22 protein-coding genes and 1 pseudogene are annotated in these 19,242 nt (G+C 37.3%); 2 read left to right on the top strand and 21 right to left on the bottom strand.

Annotation, left to right across the window (positions count from 1 at the left end):
* Positions 1-8: 8 nt before the first annotated feature.
* Both LPB68_RS20790 and LPB68_RS20785 read right to left on the bottom strand, forming a co-directional pair.
* Positions 9-818, bottom strand: coding sequence for a metal ABC transporter permease (locus tag LPB68_RS20790; protein ID WP_068655388.1), 810 nt, complete (start codon positions 816-818; stop codon positions 9-11).
* Entirely contained in the window at positions 764-1,471 is a 708-nt protein-coding gene (locus LPB68_RS20785) for a metal ABC transporter ATP-binding protein (RefSeq protein WP_068655390.1), read from the bottom strand. The genes LPB68_RS20790 and LPB68_RS20785 overlap by 55 nt, the downstream gene beginning before the upstream one ends.
* A gap of 348 nt (positions 1,472-1,819) precedes the next feature.
* Here LPB68_RS20785 and LPB68_RS20780 point away from each other — a divergent pair, with 348 nt between their 5' ends.
* Positions 1,820-2,827, top strand: coding sequence for a CobW family GTP-binding protein (locus LPB68_RS20780; RefSeq protein WP_068655393.1), 1,008 nt, complete (start codon positions 1,820-1,822; stop codon positions 2,825-2,827).
* A 157-nt stretch (positions 2,828-2,984) separates the two neighbouring features.
* Here the strand turns inward: LPB68_RS20780 and LPB68_RS20775 are convergent, their stop codons facing one another.
* The 13 genes from LPB68_RS20775 to LPB68_RS20715 all read right to left on the bottom strand — a co-directional run bounded on the left by LPB68_RS20775 (position 2,985) and on the right by LPB68_RS20715 (position 13,503).
* Positions 2,985-3,449 (bottom strand): Fur family transcriptional regulator, encoded by a 465-nt coding sequence (locus LPB68_RS20775; RefSeq protein WP_068655395.1) that lies wholly within the window; start codon positions 3,447-3,449, stop codon positions 2,985-2,987.
* Between the two features lie 46 nt (positions 3,450-3,495).
* The gene (locus tag LPB68_RS20770; RefSeq protein ID WP_068655397.1) at positions 3,496-4,407 is read right to left on the bottom strand and encodes a TIGR03943 family putative permease subunit; all 912 of its coding nucleotides are present in this window, start codon (positions 4,405-4,407) and stop codon (positions 3,496-3,498) included.
* 30 nt (positions 4,408-4,437) lie between these two features.
* Positions 4,438-5,466: a permease gene (locus LPB68_RS20765; protein ID WP_068655399.1), complete on the bottom strand. Its 1,029-nt coding sequence runs from the start codon at positions 5,464-5,466 to the stop codon at positions 4,438-4,440.
* Positions 5,467-5,666: 200 nt separating this feature from the next.
* Complete coding sequence (locus LPB68_RS20760) at positions 5,667-6,332, bottom strand: chlorite dismutase family protein (RefSeq protein ID WP_068655401.1); 666 nt, start codon at positions 6,330-6,332, stop codon at positions 5,667-5,669.
* A 45-nt stretch (positions 6,333-6,377) separates the two neighbouring features.
* Positions 6,378-6,866: a DinB family protein gene (locus tag LPB68_RS20755; protein WP_082865594.1), complete on the bottom strand. Its 489-nt coding sequence runs from the start codon at positions 6,864-6,866 to the stop codon at positions 6,378-6,380.
* A gap of 194 nt (positions 6,867-7,060) precedes the next feature.
* Positions 7,061-7,798 carry an alpha/beta fold hydrolase gene (locus LPB68_RS20750; RefSeq protein ID WP_232510156.1) on the bottom strand — a complete coding sequence of 246 codons (738 nt, stop codon included), beginning with the start codon at positions 7,796-7,798 and terminating at the stop codon, positions 7,061-7,063.
* 50 nt (positions 7,799-7,848) lie between these two features.
* Positions 7,849-8,259, bottom strand: coding sequence for a GNAT family N-acetyltransferase (locus LPB68_RS20745; protein WP_068655405.1), 411 nt, complete (start codon positions 8,257-8,259; stop codon positions 7,849-7,851).
* Complete coding sequence (locus tag LPB68_RS20740) at positions 8,256-9,440, bottom strand: AI-2E family transporter (RefSeq protein ID WP_068655407.1); 1,185 nt, start codon at positions 9,438-9,440, stop codon at positions 8,256-8,258. Before LPB68_RS20740 ends, LPB68_RS20745 begins: the two co-directional genes overlap by 4 nt.
* 49 nt (positions 9,441-9,489) lie before the next feature.
* Complete coding sequence (locus LPB68_RS20735) at positions 9,490-10,239, bottom strand: ABC transporter permease (protein ID WP_068655409.1); 750 nt, start codon at positions 10,237-10,239, stop codon at positions 9,490-9,492.
* Positions 10,239-10,895 (bottom strand): ABC transporter ATP-binding protein, encoded by a 657-nt coding sequence (locus LPB68_RS20730; protein WP_068655411.1) that lies wholly within the window; start codon positions 10,893-10,895, stop codon positions 10,239-10,241. The genes LPB68_RS20735 and LPB68_RS20730 overlap by 1 nt, the downstream gene beginning before the upstream one ends.
* Positions 10,896-11,033: 138 nt before the next feature.
* Entirely contained in the window at positions 11,034-11,963 is a 930-nt protein-coding gene (locus LPB68_RS20725) for an SPFH domain-containing protein (protein WP_082865596.1), read from the bottom strand.
* On the bottom strand, positions 11,963-12,397 hold the full coding sequence (locus LPB68_RS20720; protein ID WP_068655415.1) for an NfeD family protein: 435 nt from the start codon (positions 12,395-12,397) through the stop codon (positions 11,963-11,965). The genes LPB68_RS20725 and LPB68_RS20720 overlap by 1 nt, the downstream gene beginning before the upstream one ends.
* 146 nt (positions 12,398-12,543) lie before the next feature.
* On the bottom strand, positions 12,544-13,503 hold the full coding sequence (locus tag LPB68_RS20715; RefSeq protein ID WP_068655417.1) for an aminoglycoside phosphotransferase family protein: 960 nt from the start codon (positions 13,501-13,503) through the stop codon (positions 12,544-12,546).
* 128 nt (positions 13,504-13,631) lie between these two features.
* On the opposite strand from LPB68_RS20715, the pseudogene LPB68_RS22915 reads away from it, so the two are divergent.
* A pseudogene (locus LPB68_RS22915) lies at positions 13,632-13,822 on the top strand (IS1595-like element ISSpps1 family transposase); the annotation flags it as partial.
* A 13-nt stretch (positions 13,823-13,835) separates the two neighbouring features.
* Here the strand turns inward: LPB68_RS22915 and LPB68_RS20710 are convergent.
* From LPB68_RS20710 to map, 6 genes are all read right to left on the bottom strand, one after another.
* The gene (locus LPB68_RS20710) at positions 13,836-14,549 is read right to left on the bottom strand and encodes a CPBP family intramembrane glutamic endopeptidase (RefSeq protein ID WP_068655419.1); all 714 of its coding nucleotides are present in this window, start codon (positions 14,547-14,549) and stop codon (positions 13,836-13,838) included.
* A gap of 226 nt (positions 14,550-14,775) precedes the next feature.
* Complete coding sequence (locus LPB68_RS20705; RefSeq protein ID WP_068655421.1) at positions 14,776-15,855, bottom strand: lactonase family protein; 1,080 nt, start codon at positions 15,853-15,855, stop codon at positions 14,776-14,778.
* 16 nt (positions 15,856-15,871) lie between these two features.
* A complete protein-coding gene (gene nagZ, locus LPB68_RS20700) occupies positions 15,872-17,149 on the bottom strand; it encodes a beta-N-acetylhexosaminidase (RefSeq protein ID WP_232510158.1) in 1,278 nt (425 codons plus the stop codon).
* Between the two features lie 112 nt (positions 17,150-17,261).
* Positions 17,262-17,912 carry a bacillithiol biosynthesis deacetylase BshB2 gene (gene bshB2 / locus LPB68_RS20695; RefSeq protein WP_068655423.1) on the bottom strand — a complete coding sequence of 217 codons (651 nt, stop codon included), beginning with the start codon at positions 17,910-17,912 and terminating at the stop codon, positions 17,262-17,264.
* A 23-nt stretch (positions 17,913-17,935) separates the two neighbouring features.
* Positions 17,936-18,280, bottom strand: coding sequence for a YojF family protein (locus tag LPB68_RS20690; RefSeq protein WP_068655425.1), 345 nt, complete (start codon positions 18,278-18,280; stop codon positions 17,936-17,938).
* 181 nt (positions 18,281-18,461) lie between these two features.
* Positions 18,462-19,211, bottom strand: coding sequence for a type I methionyl aminopeptidase (gene map, locus LPB68_RS20685; RefSeq protein ID WP_068655427.1), 750 nt, complete (start codon positions 19,209-19,211; stop codon positions 18,462-18,464).
* Between the last annotated feature and the right edge of the window lie 31 nt (positions 19,212-19,242).

Genomic DNA, 19,242 nt, shown 5'->3' with positions numbered 1-19,242 from the left:
CTTTATAATTAATGTATCTTTCTAACGATTTTCTTCACCATAATTCCTATAATAAGTATCATGAATAACAACAACGCGATCGTTCCACCAGGTGGTGTACCCAGTTCATAAGAAGCAGTTAGGCCAGAAAAAACACCAATCAATCCAATCACCATCGAGATGATGAGTGCAGTATTAAAACTGCGTGCAATGCGAATCGCTAGAGCTGCAGGAAGAACAATTAAAGAAGACACCAAGAGAACACCGACTATGGGCATAGCTGCTGCAACGATCATTCCTGTCATAATACTGAATCCTAAGGATAACCATTGAACGGGTAACCCTGCTGACTTGGCGGTTTCTTCATCAAATGTCATTTGATATAGAGGTCGCCTGAATAGATAAAAGAATACCCCACCGATCAAAGCTACGAATACCATCAACCATAGTTCGGTTTGTGATACTGCAACGACTGAGCCGAACAAGTAGGATGTGAAACTCTTGCTAACACCTGTGTTCATACTCATAAGTACAACAGCCAACGATAACCCACCAATCATAATGATGGCTATCGAAACTTCACTATATGTTGTATAGAATTTTCGCACGACTTCCACAGCAACTGCTCCAATCACTGCCACAACGAAACCTGTTAATGTTGGATTGATATTAAAGAAGACTCCTGCTGCAACACCAGCTAATGAAACATGTGATAACATATCCGCCATCAACGCTTGACGTCTCAACATCAGATATACACCCAATACTGAGGCGATCAGAGCTATTAGCCCACCGGCACAAAATGCCCGCTGCATGAAGTCATAGTGCAGCATTTCCATCCTCCTTCCTCCTTCCGTTCAAGCTCGATAATTCGGTCCAAATAATCATTCACTTCTGAAAGTCCATGCGTAACCATAATCACGGTCTTACCTTGGTCTTTCACTAGACGATGCATCAATTCATAGAACCCAATTCGGCTCTCCAAATCCATTCCAGTTGTTGGTTCATCTAGAATGAGTAGATCAGATTCTTGAGCGAGGGCTCTTGCAATACAAATTCGTTGTTTCTGCCCGCCAGATAACTCTCCTATTTTTCGATGTCTATGTTGCCACATACCAACTTGACGTAATACTTGTTCAGTCCATTCATGGTCTTCTGTGTTTAATCTTCGTAACCAAGATCCTCGAACAAATCTACCAGATCGGACAAATTCCATAATCGTACTAGGAAATCCAGCATTAAATGATGCAATCTGCTGTGGCACATACCCTACAACAAGTTTTCTTCCCTCAGTATTTGTAGCAGCTAGATGAACCTTCCCTTCCCATGGTTGTAACAGTCCAAGCATAAGTTTTAGCAATGTAGTTTTGGATGCTCCATTTGGGCCTGTTACCGCAACAAATTCTCCAGAGTGAACATCCATACTGGCATCCTCAATACAAGGAACATCACTATATCCAAATACAACTTCTTCTAATGACGCAACTATCATGAACTAACTCTTCCCTTCTGAATAATCATGAATCAACAGATAAACCAAACTCATGATCCTAATATATCTGTAGTATTAATTAGTAATTTTTACGATAATAGATTAAATAAAAAGAGAATCTAAAAACTAATACGCAGACAATTATTTATTCGTAATCATTACACTTAAAGTAGTTTAGCAGTTACCTTTTTTTTAGTCAATAGCAAAATAATTTTTTAGGCTAAAATGAATTTGTCTTGTTGAAGCGTAGCGGTCGTTACTTTTACGTAAAAATTACTCCTGAATGGCATCATATCTTCACCATATGAATATCCATCTATTACATGAAGTATATAAGGAGGTTATCGATTGAGGATTCCAGTCATTGTTATAAGTGGTTTTCTGGGGAGTGGCAAAACGACGTACCTGCTACATCTACTGAAAGAAATTAGATCTCGATATTTGCAGCCCGGGATCTTAATGAATGAACTAGGTAAATCAGATGTAGATGGAATCATTTTGGACGAGCATAGTGGGGAGACGATGGAGAAGCTTTTGGATGGTTGTGTATGTTGCAGTAAAAAAAGTGAGCTCATTTCCAGTCTAACTACCCTTCTTAAAAGTAAGCCAGATGTTATACTCATAGAACTAACGGGAGTAGCTAATCCGGAAGAAATCGCAGACGCGATTACTGAACCTGGACTCATACAACATATGTCTTTGAAGCAGATCGTCACCGTATTGGATGCTGAGAATGTATTGGATTATAACAGTGTATTCTCATCAGATAAACAACTTGTACAGACACTACGAAGACAAATCGAAGTAGCTGATCAGATTATTGTAAATAAAACCGATCTTGTCAAAGAATCGCATCTGCGGAAAGTAAAGAATATGATTATGAAACATAATGAAAATGCGCTTATTACTTTTGCTACACATAGCCGGGTGGACCATACTTCTATTCTTTCTGGCATTGTGAAATCAACAGGTGAACAAAAGGTAAATATCCAACGATTCCGTATGATAAATCCGGCGTCACTAAGCCAAGCTAAATCAACTGTATCACGGGTGAATGACTCTCATGCTGAAGAATACCGCTCTTTCGCTCGTGTTCAGTCATTAACGTTACCTATTGAATCACGAACGGCAGTAACACAAGAGAACATTGAACGATTCCTTCAACGATGGAAAGATAAATTGCTGCGAGCCAAGGGTTATATGTATTTATCTAATCAAAATAAAACACTATTAATGCAACATGCTGGTAAACGCACTTATTGGGAGGAAACATCCTACTTAGGTGATGCTTACATCGTAATTATTGGTATCGAATTAGACATTGATCGTATCTTATCCGATTGGAAATCCATCTAATATAGAAATAAAGAAGAAGCCCCACACAGAGGGCTTCTTCTTTGTCTCAAATATAAGAAAGTATAAGTTTTACGCTATACTTTCTTATATTTCTCGCTTAAACACTTACCGTCCTTAAAAGGACGCCGAAGGCGTTTATACTTGTTTACAAATGTAATTAAGAGTTAACAGGTTCCTTTTGGCATTCTTCACATAATCCATATACCTCGAATCGATGATTGATTATTTTAAACGAGCCAGGTAATTTCAAGGATTGCTCCATCGGACAATAATCAAAGGTTAATGTTTTCTCACAATTCACACAAATTAAATGATGGTGATGATGTGTAGAACATCTTGCTTTAAATTTCAGTCCGCCTTCCATGAAATAAAATTGTTCTAAAGCACCCATTTCGCTCAATAATCGTAAATTTCGATACACCGTATCAAAGCTTACACTTGGATATGGAACTGTCATTTGATCATACACATCTTTTGGAGATAAATATCCATTGGCATCCGTAAATATCTCTGCTAACTTCCGTCGTTGTTCCGTGATTCTCCATCCACTTGTCGTCATCACATGAATCATTTGATTAACTCTTGATTTACGATCCTCATGCTCATGTTCATGCTCTGTCATGTTATTCTTTCCTTTCTCATCGAAATTGCTTATTGTTAGTTAATAATTAATTCCCTAATTGATTGAAATCATCGAAATACGGATAAATATAAGGTGTTGCCGAAGCATCTGTAGGTGTAAGACTTATGGCATCTATTTTCATAATTTCGTTGCTATTGTATGTCGTCTGACCAATGGTCCCTGTCAGTTCAACCCATGTGTCCTCAGCGAAATTAGTCGCGTCTACAGATTCCACCATTATACCATATGGCGCAGTATCCGCAGAACAACATTGCATAGTAAGTCTAGAAATCACAAACTGATTCGAGAGCATATCATCCTCACGATACACGAATCCTGTCATCTTTATTTTTTTGCCAATGAAATTCTCAATATATAGGTCAATCGAAGTTAAGAGCTCCATATACCCTTCTTCTTCAATCGTGATCATTTCTTTCTTATATAACCTCATTCCTAATAAAGCATAATCTTCTGTATATTCATCCGATGGAAATAACTTCGTAAGTTCTGTATCCTCTTCAGATAATGGAGCAGAAGTCTTCGGTGTCTTCGATGTAGACAAAGTCTGCAATAAGGATTGATCCGCACTTAGATTCATTCCCTTGATCGATGCTACACTACTTCCCATTGCTGTATCTGGCATCATGAACCCCATAACTAATGGCAATATAAATAATGAATACGTTCCTATATTAACGATCAAAGATCTAGATGGTATATGTACGCAATCACAAGACTCTTCGTTCTCTTCTCTATTTGACTGAAGCGCTAAATACACTTGGAAAATAGCTATCCCAAACAAAAGAATCGAGGCATATTTGACATAGGGTGTCATGCGTGGAGCAATGTAATAAATAATATTCCCCGTACTCACTAGATGAGTAATATAGAAGGTGAAGCCTAATAAGATGACTGCACGGATCCAATAATGAGCCTTGTTGGAGTGTTCCTTTTCCATTCTAAAGTCATCCTTTCTATGTTAGTTAACTTAATAACCGAAATAAAATCGCTCTACAATTAATGAACCTACTAAGACAACAGTGATAATTAAGCAACCCAGTAAGAGAACAAATCTCGTTTTAAATACAGACAGCAACATCAATGTACTCTTGAAATCCAACATCGGGCCAAAGACCAAGAAGGTTAATAAAGAGCCTACAGAGAAACTATTCACGAATGAAGCAGCAACAAAGGCATCCGATGTTGAACATATCGACAGGATGTAAGCAAAACCCATCATAAAGATATGGGACACCATCGGTCCCTGACCAATCTCAACAAGTTCGGCTCTCGGAACAAAGGTCTGAATGGCAGCCGTGATGACTGAACCCAACATCAAATATTTCCCCATCTCAAAAAACTCACTTCCCGAATGCTCTAAGACGGCAAAAATTTTATTCCCCTTACGATGTTGCTGTTCATGTTCTGTAGTCCCCTCATTTGTTCCAGCATAGAGCGTCAACTTACTATTACGTAATTGATTCTGATGTACAAAGAAATACACAATTAACCCAATCACAGTACCCACAGCTATAGCCAGTCCCATTCGAGCGTATAGCATTTCTGGTCTTCCACGGAATGCTGAGAAGGTTGCTACATACACGACAGGATTAACAATTGGGCCAACAAGAATAGACACGACTGCAACATATAAAGGCATCCCTTTCGTAATTAATCTCCTCATAATGGGGATCAATCCACATTCACATACAGGAAAAAGAATTCCTAATACACATGCATAAATAATGCCTAGTAATGGGTTCTTTGGAACAAGCTTCTGGATCCATTTCTCCGATACGAAGATTTGTAATATGGATGAGACCACGACTCCAATTAATATAAAAGGGATAGATTCCAGAACGATACTAATAAACATTGTCTTAAAAGATTGCAATGCAATATTCTCAGGCACATTGAGTATTGCGAATAGCCCTGACTTCCAAGCTACTACTATCATGAAACCAAAGATAAATAGTAATCCAATATGTAGTTTTTTCAGTGATTTATACGAATCCATAAGTATTCCTCCTAAACCAGTCAACCTTTATATTAATAGTAAATATTACATTAATATATCGTTTTAGTCACTCTAGTTAACTTAGTAAAGTATAGTATCTCTTTATCGTATTTATTACACATTTCATTCTTTACGCAAAAAAAACGAGCAAGCTACGTTTAGTAGCTACTCGAATTGAAATATTCAACATATTAATCTAGTTAAAATTGTGACAATGCTTCTTCAAGATCGAACAGACGTCCAACAATAAATGGCGTTTCATTTTGCATATATAGTCTTGATTTGCTCTCTCTTAATTTACGGACACAATCTACCAGTAATCCTAAGTCATCTGTTTCAAACGAGAGAAGCCATTCATAATCACCCAATCCAAAAGCATGAACTCCATTCGTTAAAATACCCGGAACAAATTCATGACCTATTTGCCCGTGGTCTTTAAGAAGGGCTCCTCTTTCCCATTTAGGCAATAGATAGTATTCTGGCGTTCTAACAAATGGATAAAAACATAGATAGTCCCTTGGTGGAATTCCCATTTGGAAGGATGTTGGATGTTCCGAGAACTCAAATGACTTAGTCATTCCTGTAAACGCATGTGGTGTATCCACAGATTTTCCTAATGGTGAACGACGAATTTCTAATTGTAAATCTTGTATATCTTCAAAACGATCAGCATACATCCATAATAAAATATCTGTATGTGCTTGAAAGGCTTGAGATACGTAAGAACCACGCAGTCCAACTTTCCCCTCATACTTCTTAAACAATAATACTACTTCATTAATTGCTACCTTTTTCTCTTGGTCCGAAAGTTCATTCCATCGTGCAGTGTATTTAAGTGCAAAATGACACGTAAATTGTTCTACCATCGTTACTTCCTCCTCATGTTAGTTATCAGTTGGTTGAAAAGTTATTCAATTAAGTCCTTGTTTGATTTCTTCTATTTGCTTAATATATCCTTTTTCATGATGCCAGATGAATTCCAGTAAATCTTGTGAACTAATCCAACCAAATTCCGGATGCTCAACTGATTTTTCTAATAGAACATGTGCATGAACTTCATTAAAAATAGCCTGTACATATTGAAATCTAGATTCTTCTAGTAGACCAATCAATTCATTCTTCGTGATGTACTCTTCTGGTGGTTCGTTTGTTGTCATATTTTTCACTGAATTTTCAACAAGTATTGATAAATCTCTCTCCGCTATTTTCTTGCTTCCTGAGTTAAGAGAGTTGAAAATAAGTAACGCAATTTCCTTCTCAGTAGTATATAAATGAAATAGTACTTGAGAAATGCTCCATTTTTCTGAGCTTTGTTTTTGATTAAGTTGTTTATCAGTTAACTCTTTAATACTATCTAGTAGCATCAATCGTGTTTGTCCAAGATTTTTAACTAACATCATTACCCCCCCCTAGTACTGATACATACACATACAAAGTGAAATTCCCTTTATAAAGATTAGCTTCTGATCTCTTTATTACATTTCCATTTTATTATATGATAATGATTATCATTATTAATTGATTTAGATCAATTTTGCTTATAAAAAAACGAGCAGGATATGATTAATATCCCCTCGCTTTTAACTATTGTTTACTATTCTAATATATCCATCCACTCTGTTAATCTCTCTATCATGGTTTGAAGTTGTTCTTCATACGTTATCTTTGCAGGATTGTCTCCCTTTTGTGGACCATAACTACCAAATTGAGCATGGTTACCATCTTCTATTACGTAATATTCAGTATTTAACGGGAGATACTGTTTCGCTGTTTCATAAGTATCCTCTTCTACAAGACCATCATCTGATCCAATAAGAGATAGGACAGGTACATCCTTTTCCTGTAGGCTCCCTTTCGAATCAGGATATGCCGCTAAAAAGAACACTCCCGCGATGCGATCTGGGTGACTAGCTGCAAAACGAGAAGCCATTACACCGCCCAATGAATGACCACCTATCACAAAGGTTTCATTAGGCTCCGCCGTAAGTATGGCATCCGCTCTATCTCCACCTATTACAGCAAGATTTAACGGCATTTTCACAATATAAGTACGATGCCCTTGTATAGCAAGCTCTTTAGCCATAGGTGCATAGCTCTCAGGTTCCACTAATCCACCAGGATAGAAGATGACACTTGGACCCACAGTATTATTTGGATCGAATTGAATCCACTGGCGTTGTTCGATCACTGTTACACCATTACTACTCTTCATAGCTTCAAGTGCTGTGGCATCTGGTGCATAGGGCTTCAAATAAACTCCCATCCCAATTCCTATAAAGACTACAACAAGTATAAGTAGCTTCCACCAGCGAATGTGATACCATTTGTTCACATTATGAATCTCCTTTATGAGCACTCCTCGTTCACTTATCACATCACACATTAATATTTCTTATACATCCCAACAGACTTAGGATATGTATATTCAAACCCAAACTTTTTGTATAATTGATCGGCTGGGCTATCTGCAATTAAACTTACATATGAATCTTTAAATGCATTTTCATCTAAAAATTGCGTTATTTCTGCCATGAGCAACTTTCCTAATCCCTTTCCTTGATATGAAGGATCTACTGCGATATCAACAATATGATAAAAGCATCCTCCATCACCGATAATTCTCCCCATCCCTATCAGATCATTCGATTGTCTTAATATAATACAAAAAATTGAGTTGCCCAATGCTATGCTTGCTCCTGCAATGTCTTTTGCACTCAAACCAGCTTTCACTCGTAATTCATTATATTCTTCAGGCAAAGGCGCTTCATAAATAATATCTATCGCAGGGTTCATATCCTTTCTCCTTCATCTGGTGCATCTACTTGATCAATTACTTCTGGAACAGGATCATACCAATGTGAAGTTGACTTAAACCAATCGAATAAATTCATGGCGATTACTTTTAGAATAGCGTAGCCAGGAACGGCTAGTATGATTCCAACCACTCCGAATAATTTACCCGCTACAATAATAACAAAAATAATAGTAATGGGATGAATACTTAGCGTTTTTCCCATGATTTGTGGAGAAATAAATTTTCCTTCGATCAATTGAACCACCGTCCATACAATAACCATCTTAACTAGCATAAACGGTGATGTTACTAAGGCAATAATAATAGCCGGTGTAATAGCTATCGTAGGACCTAAATAAGGAACAATACTAGTAAAAGCAGCTATGATTGCAAGTACTACTGGATAATCTAATCCAATGATCAAATATCCGAAATACAGCAATACTCCAATACAGAAGCTAACAATAATCTGTCCACGGATATAGGAACTAATCTGATGACTGATTTCTCCTAAGACCTTTGATGTACGTGGTCTAGTCTTTGTTGGTAAGAAATTGAGTAGGAATGGAGCAAGCTTTTTCCCATCTTTCAACAGATATACTAGTATAAATGGCGCTATGATGATAGATAACATAACTTCAGTTACGGCCCCAACAACATTCCCTATCCCCTTGAAAGTACTATTAAAAAAAGTTGCCGCTCTCGAAGATAATTCGCTCATTAATTCTGGTGCATTAAAACCAAGGTTTTGTTGAATCTGTGTGAACAAATCACTGCCTATCCAATCCTCAAAAAGAGTCTGTGCTTCTTCACTATACAATGGGAGGTTCTCAACAAACCCCATAATTTGTTCGCGAACGACTGGTATAATTCCCACGATAAGGATCGTCAGTAATCCAATGATCAACAAGTATAGAATCAGGATCGAATATCCCCTCTTGATCTTCCTACGTTCCATGAAATCCACCAGTGGATTTAGTAAATAATAAGCTACTGCAGCTAATATAATCGGGATCGACATCGTTCCGATAATAATTCCAATAGGGGTAAAAATGTAAGAAATTTGACTGAATACTAAGATAATTAACCCAATCATGAGTGTTACGAAAAGAAACATTAATTTCTTTTGTTTAAAAAATAACTCCGAACGTTTCTTTATTCCATCGGGTATTCGTTTCATACCTACACCATTCCCTTTATTAGTGAGTTAAACATATAATCATTATAACTTATAAAGAAATAACGCGTAAATCTTTAGTGAACCATAATTGATAACTTATGATGCTAAGTACAATACTTGTGATGGCTGCTGAGGCTGTAAAAGCAAACATAATTAAGATCTGATATCGAACGGCCTCGACAGGATCAGCACCAGCAATAATCATCCCAGTCATCATACCTGGCAATTGTACTAATCCGACTGTCTTCATTCCATCAATGGTTGGGATCATACTTGATTTCACCGCACGTTTAAGTGATTCTTGAATAGCTTGTCTAGCAGTTGCACCTAAACTTAATAAAGTTTCCACTTCACCCTTGTTTGTTTCTACCTCTCTTTTCATAAAGTTTAAAAAGAGTCCAGACACGACCATTGCATTTCCTATTGTCATGCCACTAAGCGGTATGATGTAGCGTGGAGTTGCTTCAATAATATGTAGACCTAACAGTAAAGTCATCATTAGAATTTCCGTACAACCAATTGCAAGTGCTATACGCCAGCGGATACCCTTTAACCCTTTTCCTCGTTTACCTGCATTCCAAGCAGCGACCGTGATCATTACCGAAATGATTAATATGATTAACATCGGTTGTTTAGATTCGAACACATACAATAGCACATATCCAACTAATAGTAATTGAATTGTTGCACGAACCGTTCCAATGGCTATATCCTTTTCTAAATCAAGCTTTTGCCACATAGAGACTAGCATCGTAATGATCACAAATATAAGCGTAAAACTTAGAGCTAAATAAGACATTAGCTTTCCCCATCCTCTACCAATGATCCACCCTCGATGAACCATATTCTATTACTTATTCTTTCAGCTTGTTCAAGATCATGCGTGATCCAAATGAATGTATTTCCTTTTTCCCTTTGCCAATCTATCAATAATGTCTCAACCGCGTATTTACTCTCCATATCAAGAGAGGCTGTCACCTCATCTAGAAGGATAACTTCGGGTTTCAACAATAAAGTTCGAGCGAGAGCTACTCTTTGTTTCTCACCCCCAGATAATTCTGACGATGACTTGTTCCAGTCAAGATGTTCCAGATTTAAAGCTGCCATCAGTTGCTTAGCTAACGCAATGTCAAAGTCTGTTCTATGTAATTGACTGACAGTCCTTAAATTATCCTCCACACTTCCTTGTAGCATATAGGATTGTTGAGATACATAGCTAATCTTTTTTCTCCATTCCTTCACATCCATATCTAAATATGAACGCCCCTGAAACGAAATCCCACCCAGATCTTGTGTCTCTAAACGACATAATATACGTAGAAGAGTACTCTTCCCTTGCCCTGATTTCCCTAATAGTGCGATTCTTTCAGGGATCGATATAGTAGCTGACAAATCATTTAATATCGTCTGATCTCCATATGTTTTGTACAATTTGGATATTTCTAATATGTTCATCAATGTCGGATGTCCTCCAGTTTTTTACCACACTTCATAGTTACTATTCCTTATATTAACAAGATATAACGAAAGAAGCCAAACCCTTTATATAAATGGTTGGCTTCTTTCGTTAATACATATTTATACTTCTACATTCTACTTTTCTTTTGATTTAAATATTTCCCCAATTGCCCCCAAGCTACCAAGAATTTCTATTGCATTGGAAGGGATAAACACTTTATTAGCAGGTCCTTTAGAAATCTCAGTTAATGCCTCGAATGAACGATACGCAAGGACATTCTCATCTAATCCAGCTTCACGAATTAATTCAATTCGATTTTTCTCCGCCTGAGCGACTGCTAGAATCGCTTTAGCTTCACCGAGAGCTTCTAGTTCTTGAGCTTGACCTAGTCCTTCTGCTTCACGAATCCGGGCTTCTTTATCCCCTTCAGCTTTGAGGATTTTACTTTGCTTATCCCCTTCAGCACGTAAAATCATGTCTTGCTTAGCAGCTTCTGCCTCCAGAACGATAGCACGTTTACTACGTTCAGCCTTCATTTGCTTATCCATCGCTTCTTGAATATCTCTCGGTGGCTGAATATCTATAACTTCAACCCGCTCTATCCGAACGCCCCATTTCTCTGTTGCTTCATCCAAGGCAACACGGATCTCCATCGAGATCTTCTCACGACCAGATAAAGTCTCATCTAGCTCCATCTTACCGATAATTTGACGCATCGTTGCTGTAGATATGTTACGCACACCATAGACATAATCCGAAATTCCATATGTAGCCTGATCTGGTCCAACCACTTGATAGAATATAATCGTGTCGATTTCAACTTGAACGTTATCTTTTGTAATTACCGTTTGCGGTGGAACATTCGCTTGTTGAATCCGCAAATCATGATATACCCTTACATGATCGATTATTGGAATAAGAATATTTAATCCAGGTGTTAACAAGCGATGGAATTTACCGAGACGTTCTACAACGCCTACTCGTTGTTGCGGTACGATTTTGACAGTCAACGAAATAAATACAACGACGATAACTAGAATTGTTATAGTAATTATAAGACCCATTAAGAAACCCCTTCCCATTTTTGGACTTCTAATACGGTAGTACCACGGTGAATAACAATGATCATCTCATCTTTACGCAGTAGCTGATCAGATGATGCACTCCACGTTTCATTGCCTACTTTAACGACTCCGTTCTTACCTACATCAATCTCTTCAATAACAAACCCTTGTTTGCCAACTAATTCATCAATGACATCACTGTACCCTTTAGATTGTCGCATAAATTTCGTCAAAGGTTTCGTAAAGAATGTTAAGACAAGAGCCACGATACACCCAACTAACACTTGAAGGAGGTACAAATCAGGTACAATTAAAGCGACTAATGCTGCCGTAATTGCTCCAATCCCAAACCATAACAGATAAAATGTTAATGTCAGCATTTCAATAACAAATAATGCGATTCCGATGACGAGCCAAATTGCCCATAGTTCCATTGATCTCACCACCTTTCGCTGGATTATATGGAACCAATCAAATAATTATTACCTTTATTCGCTCAATAATTACCTTCGTGATAGTCCATGAGACCATTATACATGATGATTCCATTGTGTAGGTTTATTTTGTGAAATTATGCACCTTATAGGTGTTTCTTAAATTTATTAAATCCTTCTTCAAAGTTACGAAAAGCCCATTGAATATGTTCCTGATTCTCATATTGACGATAATCGCATTCAATAACCATAACAAGGTCTAAATAAAAATCATATAATGCTCGTCTATTTCGCTCACCTTCTGAAGTAATCCCTTTACCATATCCCTCTTCAAAAGCAGCGGATTGAGCAAATTTCCCGAAATAGTACTCAATCAAAGGATCTCCCCAGAAAGCTCTCTCGAAATCAATAATCCCAGAAATTCGCCCTTCATGGATAAATACATTTCCTGGCCATAAGTCCCAGTGAACAAGACAAGGTTCAGATACTTCATTCAGCGTAGTGATCCTTTTGTCTATCTCTATTTCGATCTCAGAATAAGAAATTGAAAGATCAATACCCGCTTCAATCCCATCTTGCAGCACATCATTAATTAGTTTTCGAAATGCTACTGCCCATGAAACTGTCAGATCATCACCGTCATGGAAATAACCGAATTTCTCACCTTTGCAAGAATTAATTAACGCATTATATTCACCCAATTGTTTTTCAATACTCTGTAATTCTTCACTCAACAGAGAATCTTTGATTTTATTAAGAGATATTCCTTCAATATACTCCATGATGAAATATTCAGAGTCTATGAGTGTACAAGAAGGATCATATACATATACATGTGGCACTGGAATCCCACCTATTTGTGTGACGATTCTTAATGCTTCAACCTCAGTCCTCATATTATTTTTCTCACATCTCATCAATCGCTTATCTTTTGAAGGTGCTACTTTAAGGACAACCTTTCTTCCATCCGCCAAAACAATCTCATAAGCCACATTAGCCCAACCTTCAGTTAGTTCTTCTGATGATTGTATCGATTGACCAAATGCATGATCCATGATGTCCTTCAACTGATTGTCATCTAATTTACTTTTGTTAAAACTTTGCATCGTATCACATCCATTTAATTTTATTAGGCTATGTTATAGTTCTTGGTTGATTTTGAATAAATCATAATCATTTGTTGTTTCCTGATTGTAATTAATACAAAAGGGGTAATTCAAATGTCCGTGGCAAACAGAATTGGTTGAGTCGATTTAATGGCGTATCTACGAAGTATTTGCAGTTCTATTTAGTTTGGTTTCAGTTCCTTGACAATAGGAAAATGGAAAGCGATTTGAGCAAAAAAAACTAATGATTATCTTAGCGAGTGTTCACGGAACTTGGGAATGTATCTCTAAGATCACAATATTTTACTGTCCATGCTAAAGCACCCGTTAATTCAACAAGAAAGTCTACGATTTGCAGATATTTTTTGAATTGGATACCATAGTAAGTGAAACAAAACATGTACAATAATAGCTGAAAATATACCCGCCTCTAAAAATGCCCAACCAGTAAAAATACCAACCCAAACATTCCCCAAAATTGTATATACATATACTGAGGGCTTAGGTTCTTCTATTACCATCTTAATTGAGGGCAAATGTACCAAAGCAAAAAGTATACTGGAAATACCAATAGCAAAGAATATAGAATGAAAATTAATCTGCTTTAATATCAGTTGTGAAAGCCATAAAACCAAGCTCATTATCCCCCAACGAAACATGACTTCTTCAACAAATCCACCATAAAAAACACGACTTAAAATTCCCATTTTACTGTAATGTTCTTCAATAGCGAGATAATCATGGTATGAAATATTTTTGGTCAAGTAGAAATAATACAATAAAATATTTCCTACCGAACAAGTTACTCCAAGTATAAATCCATATTTTAAAACATTATAAAATTCTATATCAGTAGGTAAAATACTTATTTTCGGTACGGTGAATGCTCCAACTGCACCAAATATTCCAACCAAAATTAAATGAGCAAATAATCGCTGATTATAGGTAATATCTTCATTTTCCATCAATTTCTTTTCTGTTTGAAGCATAAAATATACACCAGGTAAACAAATTATTACAATTAAAATAAACAATTGCCAAAACACTAAACCACCTCTTAAAGTTATATTCTTCTTCAACCAAACTGCTTTGTTAGTGTAATTGAAATTTTCACAACCTCATATTTATTTTAGCATAAATATCCATTTCTAATTTTTATATATTTATTTTCTAAATCAACCTTTACCTTTAATACAGCTTTTTATTAATAAAAATTGAATAAGAGTCTCTTTAGTTATAGCTAACTTAAGAGACTCTCATCATCATATTGATTTACAAATAATAAGGTTGAACACACACAGGCTTAGATACCGATACACTAATTCCTGTATATTGTAATCTACCTGATTCTTGATCGACACGGAATGTTGTCAGATTGTTCGTATCGCGATTAGCCACAATGAGATAATCTCCTTTTGGAGTAAAAGCGAAATGACGCGGATGCTGCCCTTCAACCGAAACATGCTCCACCAAAGTTAATTTACCAGCCACTTCATCAAAGGCATAGACGACGATACTATCATGACCACGATTGGAACCATATACAAACTTCCCATCTTGCGAGATAACTATTTCTGCACAACCATTCTCTTCAGTGAAATTTATTGGCAGGGTAGGTACCGTCTCCAGTTCAGCTAATACACCATCACCTTCTTGATACAAAAAGGAAGTAATCGTTGAATCAAGTTCATTAATTACAAAAGCATTCTTCCCATTCGGATGGAACGTAAGATGTCTTGGTCCAGCGCCTGGATGGAGATGAGTTGTCCCTTTTTTCAGCAACTGTTGGGTCTCTGAGTTAAGACTGTATGCTTGAATGATATCTAACCCAAGATCCTGCACAAATAGAAACTTCCCATCCGGACTAAAGAAAGAGGAATGTGGATGCGGTCGATCTTGATTCGGATGTACACTATGCCCTTCATGCTGTTGTACATCCAATACTTCACCTAAGGTACCATCTTCATTAATGGAGATCAGACCAATCATTCCCCCGTGATAGCTAGTAACAATGAGAAACTTCCCTTCTGAATCTCGTTGAATATGGCATGTTGTCGATTGTACGCTATCCTTTCGATCAAGTTTGTTCAATGCACCAGAAGTAGAATCAATTGCGAACGCCACAATCTCACCAATCTTATTACCCTCCGCAGAGTGCGATTCTGATATAGCGTATAATTTATGTGAATCAGCATCTACATTTAAAAAAGTTGGGTTCTTCAACCCTGCAACCGTGTCTACAAGTTTTAGCTGTCCTTTACCTTCATCGAAAGTATATACATATACACCGTTATCTGCTGATTCGGCATATGACCCTACAAAAACGAATAACTCTTTTGATTTAGATTCCATTAATGATGCCTCCCTTTCATTCTTTCATCTGATCAAGTATGTTGCGAATGTCTTTATTCAACTTCTCGACATCTGGCCCTACGGCAGGATCATTATTTATTCCTACCTTTTCCTTCAACTTTAGTATCGCATAGACTCGATTGTTCAACACATCTTCTGAAATTTTACCGTTCTCCACAGCATCTGTCAAAGCTTGTATGACGGCTATCACTTTCTGCACATCATGGCCGACGAGTACAATATTCGTACCTGCAAGTACCGATTGAACAGAGGTTTGTCCAAGATCATAATTCTCGGCGATCGCGCCCATCGTCATATCATCTGTGATGATTACCCCATTGAAGCCCAGTTCATCTCGAAGAATATCTGAAATAACAATTTTAGAAAATGAAGCTGGGTAATCTGCGTCTACTTTCGGGAGCAAAAGATGGGCAATCATAACTACATCTGCACCTTCATTGATAGCGTTTTGAAAGGGAATCAATTCAAGCTTACGTAACCGCTCGAGATCGTGTTCAATAACAGGTAAGCCGATGTGGGAGTCAACCGATGTATCTCCATGTCCTGGAAAATGCTTAACTACAGGTACCACTCCTTGTGACTGTAACCCTTGCATCGTTGCAATACCCAAAGCACTAACCAATTCGGCCCCATCTCCAAATGAACGATTCCCAATGACGGGATTGTTAGGATTACTATGAATATCTAACACTGGAGCAAAATTCATATTTAACCCGAACCCTAGTAACTCGCGTCCAAGAATCTGTCCAATTTTATTAGAAAGTACCGGATCATTCTTCTTACCTATCACTTGATTCGTAGGTAATTCAAGAAATTCGTCAGGCATCCGTGTTACTCGACCACCTTCTTCATCTATGCTCATCCAAAGTGGAATTTTATTAACTTCATTCACTAACTTAAGTTCATTAAATAAACTTAGCGCTTGCTGAATTGTCTCGATATTATCTTTATAAAATATAAACCCACCCACATGATAGTCTTCAATAAATGCTTGGTTATCCTCATTGTTCATCGTTCCATCCATACCAACGACAACCAATTGACCTATCTTTTCTTCCGTACTCATAGAATTCAAGAGATCTTGTACAGTATCCGTTGGTTCAGTTGGTTCTGTCGGAACGATAGGAGCAACTATTTGATCCTCAGTTACCAAATTATTATCCTTCGATTGACTAGTTTCATCTTGGGTTGTCGAATTACAACCACTGAGAAGGGTGATAAAGCATATGAAGATCATAACGATTTGTAGCTGACTGTTCCGTTTTGCGCTCAAACGATCACCAATTTCAATTAGATTTATTAGCTAACTTGTTATCTTTATATTCTACCTATTTCCGCAAAAAAAGCGAATCCCCCATATTAGGAGATCCGCATTGTATTCATTATTATTCAAAAGAGTAAGTCCAAAATCGTTCTGTACCGAATCTTTCCTTCATTTCTTCACTTTCAACCATTTGGGGATCCGCAGGCAATTGCCATTGAGAACGATGCGATTGGATTGAGCCGAGTTTTTGTTTCAAGAAGGCAGATACATCGGTAATCACATCTGGTTTCCCTAATATTTCTTCACAGCCTTTCGTGAACGCCAAACAATGTACAGTAGGTCTTTGTTCTTTCGGCATCTTAGCAATGGTTCGGATCACAGCAGCTCCTGTAGCATCATGATCTGGATGAACACTATATTTAGGATGAAAAGTAATCACAAGTGATGGATTCAATTCAGTTATTAAATCATTAATTCGCTTGTCTAATTTCTCATGATCTTCAAATTCAATTGTTTTATCAAGATAACCCATCATTCTAATGTCGGTTATTCCAATATGTTGGCATGATTCATGTAGTTCTAATTTACGAATCTGTGGGAGCGAGACTCGATTGGCCATGATTGGGTTACCCATGTTTCTAGCTCTTTCACCTAAAGTAAGACAAGCATAGGTGACTGCAGTACCTTCACTAATATACTTAGCTAACGATCCAGAGGTTCCGAAACATTCATCATCAGGATGAGGAAATACAACTAATATATGTCGTTCCATTTGAATTCACCTTCTCTCAATAGTTAAAACGGTTCTCTACTTAATTGTAATGATACTACTAGTTTACCATCCTGATCATGCCCAGCGAGAATCAGTTGTTCAACATTGCTCTCGTCCCAGTGCGTTAATCCTTGGGAATATATCCATCCTTGATTCATCTTTAACCCCACACGAAAGGGTCCATCGCCTTCAATTGAACCTAAAGAATACTTAACCAATCCATTGGTGATAAACGTTGACGCTGTAAACTTAGTATTATCGTTATGGGAAGCATAAGCTCCCGTAGTCATCTCAAGATGAATATAAAGATCTTGATCTATGAATTGATCAATGATTCGTTGTACTTTTTCCTGATCTATAAGTTGCATACTCTTCCACCTCTCTATTCTACATCCAATAATTCAATATGAGTAAACCTTATTATAAAGCACATTGTGCATATATCACAAATCAACTAAAGAGAGGGTATCTCTAGCCACTATAATAGGCTGAAGAGACACCCTCTTTAGAGATGTACAATATTACAATTGAACCATGTAATTAACTATCTCACCCTTGATCTGTTAATATAATAGGTCCATCAGCTGTAATGGCTAGCGTGTGTTCATATTGTGCAGACAATCCTCCGTCAAGTGTTCTTGCCGTCCAACCATCCTCATCTATCTTACTACGATAAGTTCCTGTATTGATCATTGGCTCTATGGTAATAACCATGCCTTCTTTCAATCTTGCACCTACATTTGGTGGACCATAGTGTGGCACTTGCGGTTCTTCATGCATATCTTTACCTATTCCATGTCCTATGAATTCTCTAACGACAGAGAAGCCCTGCGCTTCCGCAAAAACTTGAATGCTATGTGAAATATCTCCAATTCGATTCCCAACAACCGCCATCTCAATCCCTTTGTAAAGCGATTCCTTCGTTACATCTAGTAACTTCTGTGATTGCTCAGATACTTGACCTACAGGATAGGACCAAGCTGAATCTGCCAGCCAACCATTAAGATTTACGACCATATCTATGGTCACGATATCCCCTTCTTTTAGCTTAGTATGTGTAGGGAATCCATGACAAATAACGTCATTCACAGATGCACAAGTAGCAAATCGATAACCATTATATCCTTTTTGTTCTGGAGTAGCACCATTCTTAATTATAAAATCCTCCGCGAATCGATCGATCTCTAAGGTTGTAATTCCTGGGACGATCATTTTACTAATTTCGCGATGACAGGCTGCTAATATTTCGCCAGCAAGTTTCATCTTCTGGATCTGTTCTTTCGTTTTAATTGTAATCATTATCTGATCCCTCATTCTATTATGGTCTACT

The sequence above is a fragment of the Paenibacillus crassostreae genome (genome assembly GCF_001857945.1).
Taxonomy (GTDB): Bacteria; Bacillota; Bacilli; order Paenibacillales; family Paenibacillaceae; genus Paenibacillus_AQ; species Paenibacillus_AQ crassostreae.
The sequence above is the reverse complement of the archived record's forward strand: the minus strand, read 5'-3'. Positions and strand labels throughout refer to the sequence as shown.